This is a genomic window from Elusimicrobiota bacterium, assembly GCA_016722575.1.
Lineage (GTDB): Bacteria > Elusimicrobiota > Elusimicrobia > FEN-1173 > FEN-1173 > JADKIY01.
The window spans coordinates 74,077-91,470 of sequence record JADKIY010000006.1; the positions used below are offsets into that span (position 1 = coordinate 74,077).

A 17,394-nucleotide genomic window follows, 5' to 3' on the forward strand; every position below is an offset into this window, starting at 1 on the left:
CGCATGAAAATTTTAGTGACGGGCGGCGCGGGCTTCATCGGGTCCCATTTCGTCAATCATTGGCTGGAAAACCACCGGAACGACCGGGTCGTCACCCTGGACAAGTTGACCTACGCGGGCGACCGGGCCAATTTGGGCGACGCCCTGAAGTCCCCGCGGCACCGGTTTTTGAAGGGGGACATCGGCCGCCGGGCCGACGTGGACCGGGCCTTGGTGGGGGCGGAGGCGGTGGTCCATTTCGCCGCCGAAACCCACGTGGACCGCTCCCTCCTGGACGCCGCGCCCTTTTTGCGCACCAACGTCGAGGGCACCCACGTGCTGGTGAACGCCGCCCGGTTGGCGGGGGTGCGGCGGTTCCTTCACGTGTCGACCGACGAGGTCTATGGTTCCGTGGAAAAGGGGCGGAGCCCCGAAACGGCGGTGTTGAATCCCACGAGCCCCTACGCCGCCTCCAAGGCCGCCTCGGACCATCTCGTTTTGGCCCAGTGGCTCACCCACGGGTTCCCGACGATCGTGACCCGGTGCACCAACAATTTCGGTCCGCGCCAGCACCCGGAAAAGTTTCTGCCGCTCTTCATCACCAACGCCCTGGACCGGCGCCCCCTGCCCCTCTACGGGAAGGGCGACAACGTGCGGAACTGGATTCACGTGCGGGACCACTGCGAGGCCCTGGAACGGGTTCTCCGACGGGGCCGGCCGGGGGGGATTTACAACATCGCGGCCGACCGGGAATTCCGCAACATCGACGTGGCCCGGGCGATTTTAAAGGCCCTGGGCGCTCCCGCGACCCTGTTGGCCTTTGTGAAGGACCGGGCCGGCCACGACCGCCGCTACGCCCCCGACGCCGGAAAAATACGGCGGGAACTGGGTTGGCGGATCCGTCGGCCCTTTGAGCGGGAATTGCCCGGTTTGATCGAATGGTACCGGTCCCAGGAACCCTGGTGGCGGCGGGTGAAGGATCGATCCTTCGGCGCCTATTACCAAAAACAATACGGCGGCCGCCTCCCCAAGAACAAGGAGAAGTCATGAAACCCAAACACGTAGCGGTCGTCGGCACGGGATACGTGGGCCTGGTCACCGGGGCCTGCCTGGCGGACATCGGACATCGGGTCGTCTGCGTCGACGCGGACAAGGCCAAAGTGGCGACCTTGAAAAAGGGCGGCTTGCCCATCTACGAACCGGGTTTGGACGCGGTGGTGGCCGCCAACCGCAAAAAAGGCCGGCTCTCCTTCACGGGCGATTTGAAAGAGGCCATGAAGTCGGCGGAATTGGTCTTCATCGCCGTGAACACCCCGCCGCTCCCCAACGGCGAAGCCGATTTGTCCTTCGTGGAGACCGTCGCGCGCCAGGTGGCGCAAAACCTCCACCGCTACACCGTCATCGTCGAGAAGTCCACGGTGCCGGTCAACACCGGCGCCAAGGTCCGCCAGACCCTCCGCCTGCACGGTAAAAAAGGCGTGGAGTTCGACGTGGTTTCGAACCCCGAATTTCTGCGGGAAGGCACCGCCGTCCAGGACTTTTCAAAACCCGACCGCATCGTGGTGGGGGTCGAATCCGAACGGGCCGAAAAAGTGATGCGGGAGCTCTACGCCCCCATCAAGGCGCCCTTCGTCGTGACCGACATCAAAAGCGCGGAGCTAATCAAGCACGCCTCCAATTCCTTCCTGGCGACCAAAATTTCCTTCATCAACGCCGTGGCCGCCCTCTGCGAACGGGTCGGGGCCGACGTGTCCCTGGTGGCCAAGGGGATGGGCTACGACGCCCGGATCGGGGCCTCCTTCCTTCGGGCGGGGTTGGGCTACGGCGGGTCCTGCTTTCCCAAGGACGTGAGCGCTTTCATTAAAATGGCCGAAGGGGTGGGGGTGGATTTTAAACTTCTCAAGGCGGTGCGGGAGATCAACGAACACCAGCGCCATTGGGCGGTGGAGCGCCTTCGGCAAGCCCTTTGGAATTTGCGGGGGAAAACCGTGGCCGTCTGGGGGCTGGCCTTTAAGCCCGACACCGACGATTTGCGAAACGCCCCCGCCCTGGACATCATCCACGCCCTCCAGGCCGAAGGGTGCAAGGTGAACGCCCACGATCCCGTGGCCATGGAAAAGGCCGGCCCGCTCCTGCCGGGGGTCCGCTTCGTCAAATCCCCTCTGGACGCCGTTCGGGAGGCCGACGCCCTTCTGGTCGCCACCGAGTGGAAAGAGTACAAGGCCATCGAACTTTCCCGCGTCAAAGCCCTTTTGCGCACGCCGGTTCTCGTCGACGGACGAAACCTCTTCGATCCCGCCGCCGCCGCGGCCTTGGGCTTCCTTTACCACAGCGTGGGCCGGGGTTCCGCGGGACTCGCCGGTCACTAACGCGGTTCTTTAAAATCCACTGAAACGATCTTGCAACACTTTGGCCGACCCGCCTTGACAGGGGGGGGAGGCCGGACTATACTTATTTTTCGAGGGGAAGCTTAAGTTGTACAAGTTACACTAATTACACTACGGATTTTTGGGGGCTTCCGATGCGGGAGAAGCGGGAGCGGGTGTTCACCACTTTTCAAATCGCCGAGATGTGCAGCGTCCGCCCCACGACGGTCATTAAGTGGGCCAATCAGCAACGGATCAAAGCCTACACCACCCCAGGGGGGCATCGGCGAGTGCTGGAATCGGACTTCCTCGAGTTTCTCAAGAAATACAACCTTCCCATCCCCATGGAACTGGGCGCGGGCCGCCGCCGGGTGTTGGTGGTGGAAGACGAAACGGATTTGGGCCAATTGCTGGTCCGCTCCCTTCAACGCGCCTCCAAGGATTTGGACGTCCGCTGGACCCGCGACGGCGTCGAAGCCCTCTTGGACATCGGCAAAACCCCCCCCGATCTTGTTTTGTTGGACGTCGCCATGCCCTTGGTGGACGGAACCCGCGTTTTGGCCACTCTCCGGTCGGATCCCAAAACCCAGGGCGTCAAGGTCATCGGCATGACGGGCCAGCGTCTGACCAACGAACGGCTCGAAGCCTTTAAAAAGAACAGCCACGCTTTTTTCCTCAAACCCTTTAAAATGGCCGATGTGCTGACGTCGGCCATGGACCTGCTGGGCCTCCTCCCGGCCGCCAAACTTAAAACGGTGGGGGCGCACTGACATGTCCACCCGCGATCGATCCAAAAATCCCGTTCCCAAGTCCCAACCCCATCGTTCGACGATCAAAGAAATCGCCACCGCCGCGGCTTCGGTCCCCGTGCCGGCCGTCTTGCCGACCGTTCTGCCGGGGGCGGCGCCCGAAACCCTGCCCGCCGTCCAAATGTTGCTGGCCTATTTGGAGCAGGAGGGCGTGGACACGATTTTCGGCATTCCCGGCGGTCCCCTGATGCCCTTGTATGAGGGCATTTTCGACCGCGGGAAAATGCGCCCCATCATCACCAAGCACGAAGAAGGCGCCGCCTTCATGGCCGACGGTTACGCCCGGGTGTCCGGGCGCCTGGGGGTCTGTTGCACCACCACCGGCCCCGGCGCCACCAACGCCATGACGGGCGTGGCCTGCGCCTTTCGCGATTCCGTTCCCATCCTAATTTTAACCGCCCAAATCGCCTTGGCCGCCTTCGGCAAGGGCGCGGCCCAGGAAAGCTCGCCTTTGGGCATCGACATCGTCGACATGTATAAGGACCTGACCAAGGCCAGCGTGATGCTCATGGCCCCGGAGAAAATCGCCGAATTGACCCGGCACTTGCTTCGCACGGGCCTGTCCGGCCGCCCGGGCCCCATCCATTTAAGCCTCCCCGCCGACATGGTGAAACGTCCGGTTCCGGTGGACCTTCGGACGCCGTCCCAGTATCGGCCCCAGGCCGAGGTGTTCGACCGCCGGTCGGTGAAGGAAGCCGCCAAACTTTTGCTCCGCGCCCATCGTCCCGCCATTTTGGCGGGGTACGGCGTGCATCTCTCTCGGGCCTACGATGAACTTAAAGTGTTGGCCGAACGCCTCAAAATCCCGGTGGCCACGACGCCCAAAGCCAAAGGGGTGTTTCCCGAAGACCACATTTTGTCCCTGGGCATTTTCGGATTGGCCGGCTCGCCCCAGGCGGACGCGGTTCTCCTCTCCGACGAAACGGACTTGGTCTTGGCCATCGGCACCAGCTTCAGCGAAGCGGGCTCCCACGCCTGGGACCCCCGCTTTATGAACGGGAAGGAACTGATGCACATCGACGTGGACCCCCGGGAAATCGGAAAAAATTTCCCCGTGAAGGTCGGCTTGGTGGGCGACGCCAAACAAGTCCTTCTGGAATTGAACTATCAAATTGAGCGCGACTCCCGTTGGTTGGACACCACCATGGATTTCGGCTACCGCCTGGCCGCGGTGCGGGCCCTGAAGGCCATGCACCCCCGCATCATGGACGCCAAGAGCATGGAGGACGAATCCCTGCCCCTTCGGCCTCAACGCGTGATCGCCGAAATGCGCCGGGCCCTCCCCGACAACGCCATCGTTTTCTGCGACATCGGCAATGTCATGGCCTGGGCCCTCCACTATTTCCCCGTCCGGGAACCCGGAACCTTCTTCATCAACATGGGCTTCGGCTCCATGGGCCACGCGGTGGCCGGGGCCATCGGCGGGAAAGTGGCCGCCAAAGACCGCCCCGTGGTGGCCCTCGTGGGCGACGGGGCCTTTGCCATGAACGGCATGGAAGTTCACACCGCCGTGGAAAACGATATCCCCGTCGTTTGGCTGGTCATGAACAACGGCGGGCACGGCATGGTCCACGTCGGCGAAACGCTTCAATTCAAAGGCAAGTTCAACACGGCCCAGTTCAATCAACGTTTGGACGTGGCGAAAATCGCCGACGCGGTGGGGGCTCTGTCTTTTGTGGTGGATCGCGCGGGCGATACCGAAAAAGCCCTTCGCCAGGCCCTGGCTTCGGGACGCCCCTGCGTTATCGATGTTCGCACCGATCCGGAAGCGATGCCGCCCACCGGCATTCGTTTGGCGACGCTGGAACGTTTTTTCCAGGGCCGGGGATAACGGTTGAGGGCGGACCCGGAAGCACCATGAGTCCTCGCCGAAACCGACCGTCTTGGGTGGTGGGACCCCATCTTCTTCCCCCGTCTCCGTTCGACGATCACGATTTGGTTTTGGCTTTCGAGCCGCGCCCCTTGGGCGCGGCTTTTTTTTCGCGGGAAAGGGGGAATCACTGGTGAAGAAACTTCGCGGGATGGTGTCAATGGGCCTGGCCGGTTTAATGTTGACGGGGGGGCAAAACGTTTTTGCCGGAGGCGAACCCCGGAAAATTCAACGCGTCGTTGTTTGCGATGACAATCGGGACCCCCTCACGCTCGATCCTTTTTACGAGTTGTCGGAAAAAAAGCACACTCTGATCCAACAAATCATGGAAGGGCTGGTTCGGTTCGACGCCAACGCGCAAGTCGTTCCCGTGCTCGCCGAACGGTGGGAGCAGGTGGATCCGAGGCACCTTCGGTTTTTCCTGCGGAAAAACGTGAAATTCCACAACGGCGAGCCCTTCGACGCCGAAAGCGTTCGCTTTACCCTCCAACACTTCATCGATCCGGCCACCCATTCTCCGGTCAGCGGATTGTTGAGCAGCATTGAAGGAGTCCGGGTTTTGGACGATCATACGGTGGACATCGTGACCCGCCAGCCGGACGGGTTGTTGTTGCGGCGTTTGGCGGGCCTGGTGGTGTTCGTTCCCGCCAAAGACTACGCGGCCCGGGGGCCGGAGGCCTTCGCGAAGAACCCCGTGGGCACGGGCCCCTTCCGGATGAAGGAATGGAAGCCGAACGAGGAAATCGTTTTGGAAACCAATCGGGATTATTGGTCGCCCCAAAAGCCGAATTTTGACGAGCTCGTCATGCGGTTTTTGCCCACCGCCGAGGAGCAGATGCGGGAATTGCTGAAGGGCAACGTGGATTTAATGACGGAATTGCCCGGCACCTACACCCTGCGCGTCCAGGAAAACGCGAAAACGCGCGTGATCAAGCGGGAGGCGCTCTACACTGTCGGCGGCCATTTCAACACCTCCTTGCCGCCCTTCGACGATGTCCGAGTGCGCCGGGCCATCAATTTGGCCCTCAATAAAGAGGAATTCATTCGTTACGACCTCTTGGGGAACGGTGAAATCGTGGCCACGGTCTGCGCCCCGGGCCAAATCGGCCACGATGCCAATTTGCAGCCGTATCCATACGATTTGTCGAAGGCCAAGGCCCTGATGGCGGCCGCGGGGGTGAAAACCCCCGTCCACATGGGCATCTTCCTTGTTCCTTTTGTGGAACGGCCGGCCCGGATCATTAAAAAGCAATTGGAAGCCATCGGGATTGACGTCGAAATTCACGTTTTTCCGGAGGGGGAAGCCATTTCGGCGTTCAAAAGCCGCCCGTGGAACCTGGGCTTGACGACGCTTCCCTCCCCCATCGCCCACGTGGCGTTTCCCCTGGGGTTGTTCTTTTATTCCAATTCGTTTTTCAGCATGCATCACGATCCGGTGTTTGATCGAATGTACGAAAAGGCCACGTCGATCATGGATCCGGCGGAAAGCGAAAAGGCGTTCCAGGAATTGGAACGGAAGGTGTACGATGACGCGCTCGGCATTTTTCTCTACCGCCGGATCAAAACCTACGCGGTCAGCAAGCGGGTCCGCTTTTCACCCTATTTGACGGGCATGCCGCATTTTGTGGACGCCGTGTCGCTCGTGGCGGAAGAGGCCAATAAAAAATGAGTTTGGGGATTCCGGCGCTGTTGGTGTTGGCCGGGGGCACGCACTTCGCTCAAATCGGCGCCATGCATTGGTACGCGTACGATTGGGCTCAACGCAATCCCCTGCCGGAGGGCCCGGGGGTCTTGTTCCGGGCGCTTCGCAGCGGGCTTATTTTTATGGTGGTCGGCACCGGTCTTTTGGTGATATTCAACGCGGGGCGAATCGCCACGGGTGGCGGTTTGGCGGTGTCTCTTTGCGGCCTTCTCGCGTTATTCGCCGGGTACCGCCTGGGTTTGCAGTGGTTCGGAATGGGCAAACGGATGGATCACGCGGGGAATCGCGGTGCCCGCGCCGTGCTTTACGCCACCTTGGTTCTTCAGTTTTTGATTTACGCCGGGGTTTTCCTTTCCCTGGTTTGTTAACTAAGGAGGGCGATTGATCCAGACATCGTTGTGGGCGAAGGGTCGTTGGTTGATTGGCGCGTTGCTGGTGGGCGCGATGGGGATTTCGGCGCGGGCGGCGCAACCGCCGTTGAACATGTGCGCCACCACCCTCTTGGACGGAGGCCCGCCCCCGGGCTTTTACTATTTAAACTACGCCATCTTCACGGAGGGCAAGAATTTCCGTGACGGGGACGGCAACAAGGTCGCGAGCATGGGAAAGCTGAACACCTACTCCCAACTGCATCAGTTTTATTACATCGCGGACATCAACGTCTTGGGGGCGCATCCGGCCCTGGACGTGGTGATGCCCGTGGCCGCCTTGACCGCCCGCGGCGGCACCGCGGGGCCCTTCGCCCTGAATTCCAACACCGCCGGATTGGGCGATTTGGTCGTCGGTCCCGCCCTTCACTGGGACGGCCGGACGTTGTTCGGAAAGCCGGTGTTCCATCGGGTGGAGTTGGACTTCACCTTCCCGACGGGCAAATACAGCAAGGACCAGATGTTCAATCCCGGTTCGAACCTCCGAACCGTGGAAGCCTATTATTCCATCGTGTTGATCCTTCCCCCAAAATGGGAAACCAGCTGGCGGCTGTTCTATGCGCAGCACTCGGAGAACAAGGACCATTTGTTCGGACGGCTTAAACCAGGATCGGTGGTTCACGCCAACTTCGCCCTCTCCCGCCAGGTGGCGGAAAAATGGCGCGTCGGCGCCGCCGGTTATGTTCTTCAGCAGTTGCGGGAGGACGAACTGAACGGCGTCAAACAAACGAAGTCGAAGGAGCGCGTCCTCTCCGTGGGGCCGGCGGTCCACTACGGGGTTCCCGGGTGGACTCTCGTGGTGAGCCACCCCATCGAGTTCGCCGTCCGAAATCGCTATCAGGGATCTCGAACGACCCTGCAATTGATTCACCGTTTCTAACGTCGACGCGAACCCTCCGGGGCGCCGCCGGCGCGGTTTTCCGCGGGGCGGCGCCCCGGTTTTTTTTGTGTAATGCTGAGGAGGAATCGTGTGAACTCCAGGGACGACCAAGCCCGTCGTTTCATTAAATCCCCAGTGCGCTGGTTCTTTGCCGGCGCGGCGGTCCTGTTCGTCCTGGTCGCCCTCGGCCGGGCCAAAGAGGGCCCCGCGACGGTGGTCGTGTGCAACGACACCCAGGACCCCCGCACCATGGACCCCTTCCTCGAGTTAACCGAAAAAAACCACGTTCTGCTTCAGCAAATGATGGAGGGTCTCGTGCGGTTCGATCCCGAGGGGAAAGTGATCCCCTGTTTGGCCGAATCCTGGGAGCAGGTGGATCCCCTTCGCCTGCGATTTCATTTGCGAAAGGACGTTGAGTTTCACAACGGGGAACCCTTCAACGCCGAGGTGGTTCGCTTCAGCGCCCAAACGTTTTCCGATCCCAACGGGGTGTATCCCGGCAAAGGGTTCGTTTCCTCCATCGACCGCGTGGAGGTCGTGGATCCCTCGACCGTCGACATCGTCACCCGATTTCCCGACGGAATATTATTGCGCCGGTTCGCGGGTTTGATCTTTATGGTCCCGCCCGACTATTACAAACGAGTCGGGAGCCGCGGATTCTCCGAGCGTCCCGTGGGGACCGGGCCTTTTAAGTTTCTCCGGCATGTCCCCGGACGGGAAATCGTCCTGGCCGCCAACAAGCGTTATTGGCGGGTCGGATGGCCCAAATTCGATCAACTGATTTTTCGGTTCATCGCCATGGAAAGCCAAGTCCAGGCGTTGATCGATGGAAAAACCGACGTCCTGACCGATTTGCCGGGGACCATGACCCTCCGCGTGATGGAAAATCCTTCCACGCAGGTCATTAAGAAGGAATCGATGTACACGGTGACGGGCCACTTCAATACCTCCAAGGGAATTCTCGCCGATGTGCGCGTTCGCCGGGCCATCGATCACGCCATCAACGTTAAGGAGTTGATCCGTTACGATTTGCTCGCGAACGGCGTGCCGATGGCCAGCCTGTCCTTCCCCGGCCAGGTGGGCTACGACCCTTCGCTGACGCCCTACAAATTCGACGTCCCCAAAGCCAAACATCTTCTCAAAGAGGCCGGGGTTCAAACACCGGTTCGTTTGACCATGGTGACGGTCCCTTTCGGTGAACGGACGGCCAAAATCATCGCCAAACAGCTGGAGGTGATCGGACTCAAAGTCGATCTCAGCGTCTATCCGGACGCCGAGATCTTTCAGGCGTTTCAAAACCACACCTGGGATATCGGCGTGGCCGTCCTACCGAGCCCCATCGCCCACATTGCTTTCCCGCTCACGCTCATGTTCTTTTCCCAGTCGCCCTACAGCCTCCATAAAAGTCCGGAATTCGACCGGATGTTTTTGGACGCGGTGACGGCCCTGGACCCGGTAGAGCAGGAAAAGAAATTTTGCGCCCTCGTCCGTTACGTCCACGACGAAGCGCTGGGGATCTTTACCTACCAACGGATTAAAACCTACGGGGTCAATCGCCGAGTCCACTTTGTTCCCTCGGTCACCGGCATGGCGCATTTCGTCGACACCACGCTCGAAGAAGCCCCTTCCATCGGTTCCAAGTAAATATCCATCGAATTCCAATTTTAGGGGTGGAGGGGAATTTCCCGACCGCTCTGTCCCGGTGTTGAATTTGTTCGATAAAAAATATGATTTTGATGTAAATAAATGAGTTGTAACAATTTTCCTTTTATATGATCGCCGTTATTGTGCTTCTCGGTTTGCGGCACTATATTTGCAAGGTGCCTCCATTCGATCGTTTCGTATTGATAAATGAGATTATTTCCGGAAACCCGCGGAACGCGAATGGGGAATAAGTCTTTTATGGCGAAGTGGAATGTAAAGCGTTTCCTCCCCATCCTGGGGCGTTGGGTCGGCCTTTTTCGCGGGCGGAGCCTCAGTCGCCGCATTTTGCTGCCCGTTTTGCCGGCGGTGTTGTTTTTGATCGGCTGCATGGGGGTGTTCAACTACCACCTCGTGAAGAGGCAGATCGTCGACAGCGTCCGGCAGACCATGAACAGCGACGCCTTGAACGCCGCCCGAACCTTGGAAGCCTTTTTCCAGCAACGGCTGAGCGACCTCGAATCCCTCTCCGAAACGCCGTTGATCGCCGACTACAACAAAAACCGGGGGTTCGGCCTCGTCCAAGAGGCCGAGGTCTACCGGCGGGAGCTGGAGAAATACTTCGCGAACTTTTCCGAACGCTCCAAAGTCTATTACGACATCTCCTACGTGAGCCCCGAAGGCCGGCGGGTGTGCTCCCTCCGTCAGGGTATTTCGGCCGATACCTACCAGGCGTCTTTCCCCATTGGGTTCCTGGACTTTCTCCGCCGGGGGAAACGCTACGACCCGCCCCTTCAGCGCATCGTGGAATACGGCCCCCTGGTCAAGCGCTACGCCAAACCCATCTTTGACGACAACGGCACCTTCCTGGGCGCCATCGTCACGGACTGCGACATGAAGGCCGTGGAGGACATTCTGCGGGTCATCCGCGTGGGCAAATTGGGCAGTGCGTTTCTGGAGGACGCGGACGGCAAAGCGGTGTTGGACGTGCCCAACGCCCGCTTCACCCACCCCCTGCGCGGCGAAGCTCCGATTTTGGAGTCCGAAACCAACTGGCGCTGGAAAGTCGCGGTCACCGCCCCCGCCAGCGAATTCTTGGACCAGCCCTTGAAGCAGATTTCCTATTTGACGATCCTCTTTTCCGTCGGCATCTGCCTGTTGCTCATGGCCATGATCGTCTTCCGCGTGTCGGATCTCATGAACCCCATTCAAAGCATGGTCGAAGGCACCCGCCGGTTCGCCTCCGGCGATTTGACGTTTCGGTTCCCGACCTTGAACAGCGAGGAATTGTCCACCCTGGCCGCTTCCTTCAACAAGATGGCCGAGACCCTCGAAATCCGGAACAAGGAATTGGAGAGCCGCCTCCGCCAATTGACCGCCTTGCGGGACATGGAAGAGTCCGTCATTCAACGTCAGGACGAGGAAACCGTTTTGCGGACCTGCCTGGAAGCCGTGGCCCGGGGGTTTGGTTTCGACCGGACGGGCATGTACTGGGTGGACCACGCCCACAAGGAAATCGTGGGCCGGTATTTGTTCGGTTCCGACGCCGCCGGTTTTTCCGAAGCGGCCTTCCGGAAGCGCCGGGTGCCCCTGGGCGGCGCGGACATTTTGAACGAAGTGGTCCGGAGCCGCTCGGCCATCGTGGTCAAAAACCCGGTCCGGGACGCGCGCACGAACCCCTCCTTCGTTTCCGAAGCCAAAACCCGGGAATTCGTCCTGGCGCCGATCTGCGGCAAGGACCGCGTGCTGGGCATTCTGAACGCCGACAATTTCTTCACGGGCCGCCCCTTGACCGACGCCGACCGGGAAGGCCTGATGCTCTACGCGAACGCCGTGGGGCTGGCGCTCGAAAACGCCATGCTCTTCCAGAACCTGGCGGAGTCGGAATCCCGCCTGCGCACCGTGCTCGAGAACTCGCCCGAAGCCATCATCGGGTTGTCCCGGGAGCATTGGATCAACACCTGGAACCGCGGCGCGGAAAAAATATTCGGCTTGTCTTCGGCGGAGGTGCTGGGCAAGCCCATGACCGTGCTCTTCCCCAAGGGCGGGGGCGCTGAATTCAAAAACCTGCTCAACCAGGTCATGGAACGGGGCGCGGTGAAGGACTTCCTCATGCCCGGTCAAACCAAAGACGGACGCCTGCTCGACCTCTCCGTGTCCTGGGGCGGTGCCCACGCCGATTTCTGGATGAACAAAGAATGGACCCTCGTGATCCGCGACATCACCGAAGCGCGCCGTTTGCAGCAGCAGTTGATCCGCTCCGAAAAATTGTCCGCCGTTGGCCAGCTCATTTCCGGTATCGCCCACGAACTGAACAACCCCCTGCAGGCCGTGGTCGGGTATTCCGACATCTTGACCGACGACATGCGCCAAAAAATCGACGAAGCCTCCGGCAAGCCCGTGGCCGTCCAGCCCCAGGAAATCGTGGACGACCTGCGGATCATCACGGAAAACGCCATGCGCTGTCAAAAAATCATCGAAAACCTCCTCCTCTTCGTCCGCCAGGGCGAAATCGAAAAGAAACCGGTGGAGCTCACCCGCGTGGTCCAGGCCTCCCGGGACCTTCTCCAGTACAAACTAAAAAAGGCCGCCAACGTCCGGGTGGAGGCCGAATTGCCGGCCGACCTGCCCCGGGTTAAAGGCAACTTCCAGCAATTGCAACAAGTCTTCGTCAATTTGATCAACAACGCCTGCGACGCCATGTCGACCACGGAGGGGGAAAAGCACATTCGGATCACCGCCCGGGCCGAGGGCGGCGCCGTGTGCGTGGATGTGGCCGACACCGGCCCCGGGGTTCCCGACGCCGTGCGGGACCGGCTGTTCGAGCCGTTTTTCACCACCAAAGCCGAAGGCCGCGGGACGGGCCTGGGGCTCCCGGTTTGCCGCCAGATCGTGGAAGACCACGGCGGACGGATTCATTTCACCACGGAACTGGGCCACGGGACGGTCTTTCACTTCCAAATTCCCGCCGCGACCGAGGAGGCCGCCCTGGCGCCGGCCACCGCGCCGCGCCTGCCGCCCGTGAAAAACAAACGGGTGTTGATCGTCGACGACGAGCCGGACGTCCTGGGGTTCCTCGCCAAGGTGGTTCAATCCGAAGGCAACAAAGTGGAATTCGCGGGCACCCTCAAAGACGCCATCGCCCGGGCCTCCCAGGGCCCCTTCGATTTGGTGGTGACCGACATACGCCTGGGGGAAGGCACCGGCCTGTCGCTTTACGAGAATTGGACTTTGTGGTCGGGCAAACCCCGCCCCGCCTTCGTTTTCATGACGGGCGACGTGGTCAACACCTCCTTGGCCCAGGAAATGGAGAAAAAGGCGTGCACATCCTCCACAAGCCCATCGACATGACCTCCTTCCAGACCACCCTCCGAACCGTCCTCGCCGCGCCCCGCTGAAGTTTCCTTTCGCCGGTCGTTGATTTCACTCCTGCCCGGGTCGTCCATTGACTTCCCTCTGAAACCTGTTAAAATATAAATACTTCCATTGCAAATTCCGCACCAAAAGGTTTCTATGCGCCGGGTATGTGGTTTTGACACCTTGTCCGCGCACCTCGTCCGAAAAAGCCTCTCCCTGTCCCTGAGCGTCGCTCTCGGGGTTCTTCCCATGGCCATGGCCTTTGCCCGGGAGGATGAGCGCACTTCCTACCTCGCCAACAACCGCTACCAGGATTACCAAAACCAATACAAGCCGGAGAAGAACTACTCCGCCTCCTCCCAACTGGACCGGCAAATCAGAATGCAGAACACGGCCCTGGCGTTGCGGTTCCAGGCGCCGACGGCGACGTCCCTGGGGCGGATGGATGCGCCAAAGCCCACGTTTCAAACCCCCACGATCAAATTCGACTTCCTGGGGAACAACGCCCCCAAAGTTCCCAACGCCCTGCGGGCGACGCCCCAGCCGGAGGCATTGACGGCGCCTATCAAGCCGGGCCTCTTAAACACCATCGGCAATGCCTTAAAAGCGGTGGGGCACGCCATGGCCTACCCTTTCCAAAAGATTGGGCAGGGGATTGCGGGCTTGATACAGCGGGCCTTTGGATCTGGCAACCGGGCGACGACCCTGACCGACAGCCAACGGGTGACCTTGAGCGCCTATCGCAACATACAGCCCGCCGGGGACGGGACCTTTAAGGCGGCGGGGCAGACCGTGGCTTTTGGGCGGACCTGGGAGGAGGGGGCGACTTTTAAGGTGGAGGGGGATCAACTGCGGTTGATCCAGGGCACCAGCTTTGAAAAGGCCTTCAGCGGGATGGAGCGGAAAGACGGCGGGCTGATGCCGCTCAAGATGGCGGAAGTGAACGGTGTCATTCAACCAACGGGCCTGGACTTTGACCGCCTGGCCCCCAACACGGCTTTTGCGATCAAGTCGCCCATGACCATTGAGGGGTTTGGGGAGCTCAAGGCGGGGGAGATGACCTACCAGGGGGCATGGAAATCCCCGGACGGGCAGACGACGGGGGGGCGCTTCAAATTTGAAAACACGCTCTTGGACCTGAACAAAGACCTGGCCCAGGGGATGGACATGAACAACCCCGTGGCGCTCCGCCAAGCGACCTTTGCCCTGCAGGCGGGGCTGATGAGGCTAAACAGCGCGGTGGTGGAGAAGGGTGCGGGCAAATATTTTGTGAGCCAAGAGGAAAGCCCCGTGGACATAAGTCGGTTGGAAAAAACCGCCGGGGAGTTGGACAAGGGAAGCGAAGCGAGCCTGCGCGCCATTGAAACCACAAAGCAGGACATGGCCCACCGGACGGAGGCCCTGGGGGCGTCCGCCAAGGCCCTAGCGGAAAGGACAGGGCAGGGCGGCGCGGTCACGATCAACATGAATGACCGCCCAACTGATTTGGAAAAAGAAGCCCTGGCGGTGCGGGCAGAAGCCAACCGAATAGGCCAGGCCCTAAAGGCCGGCGACTACGCCGGGCTGGACACAGCGACCAAAGACCTGGCCCACCGCCAGGAGGCCCTAACGATAAAAACCGAGGCCCTGGCCGGCCAGGCCGCGGCGATAAAGGAATTGCAAAAGGGCTATCGAGGAATGGAGCTTGGGGCCAAGGCGTTGTCCCAAAAAGCCGAAGGCCAAGTGGCTGCCCAGGAGAGCGAAAACATTGAAGCCTCCGCCCAAATAGCCATCGCCGCCGCCAAGGTGTTGGTGGGCCAAGGCGCCATAACCCCCGACCAAGGCGCCCAATTGGGAAGCCAAATCACCGCCCTGCGGAACCAAGTGAGAGGCGTCGCACCGTCCGCCACGATAAAGCCCGAGGAGACAGCGGCCCACGAAAAGCAGGGTTTCTTTGACCGAATGTTGCAGAAGGCCAGCGATCTAAAGACAGGTGTCGCCAATCGTTGCCAAGAAACAGCCGCAAAAGCCGCCGTAGCGGCCACCGCCGCAAAGGCGCTGGTTGCCGACGCCGCGAATGAAACGGCGGCCTGGACAATGACGGTGACCCAAAGCGCGGCGGCTAAGACCGCGGGCGCGGCCGACGTGGCAAGAGCGGTCGTTACCGAGACCGCTAACGAAGCAGGATCCTGGACGGCGAATGTGACTCGCAGCGCCGGTCAAAACACGGCCGACTACATGCACAACTATCCCGAATCAGCCAAAACCGTGGATGACTTTTTAAATGAAAAAACATCCAACCTCTACGACGCGGTGATTATGAAATATGGTGCCCGGGTAAAGGAAGAACCTATTCCGGGTTATGAAAAAACCGATAGTGAGTTTGAAGGCCGGCAAGAAGGGCTGGAGTTCTATAAAGCACTTGAACCGGAAGATCCGAATTTTTCGCCATCTGGTGTGTTTGAAATGCGCCACAGCTATCGAGTGATTCCTGGTTTCGGAATGACGCCCATTTCCCCGCAGATTAAAATGGAGAATGACGTAAGGGGGGCGGAAATAGGAGTCAAGTTCAATAGAGCCCCAAAAGACTATGTGGCTGTTCTAAAGACAAGCAAAGCAATTGATCTCTTCATTCATGGTTACAATGTGCCAAGTGAGGATTCGCCCAATATCGGAGATTTGTTTTCAACTGAGTTGCACAAAAAGGGGTATCAAAACATCAATTTGACGGTTTCTTGGTCTGGCGATTTGGGAGATAATAAGCTTTCAAAATTAGCTTTTTTCGATCGGGCTAAACAGTCAGCCGATATGTCTTGGCAAGGCCTTCAGAAATTGGATAGGTTCGTAAAAAATATTCGGGCAGATATTAAAATAAATGCTGTGACACACAGTTTGGGAGCTCGCCTGCTTTTGGACGCCGCTGCAAATGGAGTGAAATTCCACAACGTTGTATTGATCGTCCCTGCCGTTAACAACGAGGATCTCTCAGTTGGGGGGAAATACGAGAAGGCCATTCAAAATATTGACCACCTAACCGTCGTGTATTCTAGGAGGCAGGAATTAGTTTTTGGATTGTTATATCGTTGCACTGAATTTAACCAGGCTTTGGGATCGGTAGGCCCGTCAGGTCCAGTTCGTCATCCCGATTTCAGGGCGATAGACGCTACGGATGCCTGGCGAAACCCATATCGCATGCAGATTAAAAAGCATGGCGATATCTATGGGTCGGCAACGGTGGAAATGCTGATTCAACAGTTGGGTTCGGGGGAAAAGCAATGAGAAGAATAATTAGCGGAAATCTTTTTGTTGTAATTTTGTTTGGGTTGTTTGGTTGTCACCGTATGGATGTTGGCGCGGTGATGGCCAAGTTGCGTTTAGGAATGAATAAAGCAGAACTAGACCAAGTGATGAAGGGTGAAAAGTTTTTAAAAGAACAAGTTGTAAAAGCACGTCCAGGCAGTAGCGAGGCTGAGGAACGCGCAGTGGTTGTGAACCATCGGAAGTATTTGTTTGTCAATCCACCGAATCTTATTAGAGAACAAATGCCTTTTAACGGAAGCGTAAGAGCATATTCATATTTGATCAAAGAGAGACGGCCATTCGCCAACCCGATTTATGTCGAAGCTATATTTGTATTTGTCGATGCCAAGAAGGGCGAAGTGATTGGATGGGCGGATATCGGAAATTTAGCCGAAGTTCGTCTTTGGGACGAAATATTCTGATTCTGTTCGCAACAAAGAATTCACAGAATTCCGGATACCCCTAGGGAAAGGGAACCCCCGGGTTAATGTTGAGGAGCAAAAGGCTCTAAAGTTGGACACTCAGATGGTTCGAAAAGTAGGCATGCCATGGCAATGAAAAAGGTTTTAGCAGTGATCGGGGAAAAGCAATGAGAATGGAAGCAAATAGAATTCTTTTTGCTATTGCAATAACGGCGGTGGTGGGTTGTCATCGCATGAACGTTGGTTCCGTGACAGCCTAACTTCGGGTTGGGATGAATAAAGCAGAAATGGATAATGTTTTTCATGGCGAGAAGTTTATAAAAGAACAGATAGTTAAGCCTTGGCCAGGGTGCACGGCGGAGGAAACGCGAGCTTATTTGAGGAGTTTAATGAGAACGAATTCCGTTGAACCTAAAAGTCTCATTGAAACTCAATTGCCAATTGATGGAAGTGTGAAAGCTTACTCCTATTTAATTAAAGAGGAGCGGAGATTCGCCAATCCGATATATGTGGAGGCGCTATTCGTATTTGTGGATACAAAAAAGGACGTAGTAATTGGGTGGGCCGATATTGAGGGGTTATTGGAGGTTCGCCTATGGAAAGATTATTTTTAAATGGTCTCCATCGCACCATCCGGTCGTCCTCGGCGGGGCAAGCCAGG

General features: G+C 58.6%; 12 protein-coding genes. All 12 read left to right on the forward strand.

All coding sequences use genetic code 11. The features are described from left to right. Window positions 1-3 precede the first annotated feature (3 nt). The 12 genes from rfbB to IPP68_10260 all read left to right on the forward strand — a co-directional run bounded on the left by rfbB (window position 4) and on the right by IPP68_10260 (window position 17,347). Entirely contained in the window at window positions 4-1,029 is a 1,026-nt protein-coding gene (gene rfbB, locus IPP68_10205) for a dTDP-glucose 4,6-dehydratase (GenBank protein MBL0350726.1), read from the forward strand. Continuing rightward, window positions 1,026-2,348 carry a UDP-glucose/GDP-mannose dehydrogenase family protein gene (locus IPP68_10210; GenBank protein ID MBL0350727.1) on the forward strand — a complete coding sequence of 441 codons (1,323 nt, stop codon included), beginning with the start codon at window positions 1,026-1,028 and terminating at the stop codon, window positions 2,346-2,348. The genes rfbB and IPP68_10210 overlap by 4 nt, the downstream gene beginning before the upstream one ends. Before the next feature lie 152 nt (window positions 2,349-2,500). Next, window positions 2,501-3,115: a response regulator gene (locus IPP68_10215; protein MBL0350728.1), complete on the forward strand. Its 615-nt coding sequence runs from the start codon at window positions 2,501-2,503 to the stop codon at window positions 3,113-3,115. Window position 3,116: 1 nt separating this feature from the next. Further along, window positions 3,117-4,985, forward strand: a complete 1,869-nt coding sequence (locus tag IPP68_10220) for a thiamine pyrophosphate-binding protein (protein MBL0350729.1) — start codon at window positions 3,117-3,119, stop codon at window positions 4,983-4,985. 172 nt (window positions 4,986-5,157) lie between these two features. Next, window positions 5,158-6,693, forward strand: coding sequence for an ABC transporter substrate-binding protein (locus IPP68_10225; GenBank protein MBL0350730.1), 1,536 nt, complete (start codon window positions 5,158-5,160; stop codon window positions 6,691-6,693). Further along, on the forward strand, window positions 6,690-7,094 hold the full coding sequence (locus IPP68_10230; protein MBL0350731.1) for a hypothetical protein: 405 nt from the start codon (window positions 6,690-6,692) through the stop codon (window positions 7,092-7,094). The genes IPP68_10225 and IPP68_10230 overlap by 4 nt, the downstream gene beginning before the upstream one ends. 13 nt (window positions 7,095-7,107) lie before the next feature. Next, on the forward strand, window positions 7,108-8,034 hold the full coding sequence (locus IPP68_10235) for a transporter (protein ID MBL0350732.1): 927 nt from the start codon (window positions 7,108-7,110) through the stop codon (window positions 8,032-8,034). A 90-nt stretch (window positions 8,035-8,124) separates the two neighbouring features. Then, complete coding sequence (locus IPP68_10240; protein ID MBL0350733.1) at window positions 8,125-9,678, forward strand: ABC transporter substrate-binding protein; 1,554 nt, start codon at window positions 8,125-8,127, stop codon at window positions 9,676-9,678. A 258-nt stretch (window positions 9,679-9,936) separates the two neighbouring features. Further along, window positions 9,937-13,026: a PAS domain S-box protein gene (locus IPP68_10245; protein MBL0350734.1), complete on the forward strand. Its 3,090-nt coding sequence runs from the start codon at window positions 9,937-9,939 to the stop codon at window positions 13,024-13,026. Between the two features lie 255 nt (window positions 13,027-13,281). Then, the gene (locus IPP68_10250; GenBank protein ID MBL0350735.1) at window positions 13,282-16,290 is read left to right on the forward strand and encodes an alpha/beta hydrolase; all 3,009 of its coding nucleotides are present in this window, start codon (window positions 13,282-13,284) and stop codon (window positions 16,288-16,290) included. After that, a complete protein-coding gene (locus IPP68_10255) occupies window positions 16,287-16,733 on the forward strand; it encodes a hypothetical protein (GenBank protein MBL0350736.1) in 447 nt (148 codons plus the stop codon). Before IPP68_10250 ends, IPP68_10255 begins: the two co-directional genes overlap by 4 nt. Before the next feature lie 272 nt (window positions 16,734-17,005). Beyond that, a complete protein-coding gene (locus IPP68_10260; GenBank protein MBL0350737.1) occupies window positions 17,006-17,347 on the forward strand; it encodes a hypothetical protein in 342 nt (113 codons plus the stop codon). Window positions 17,348-17,394 lie beyond the last annotated feature (47 nt).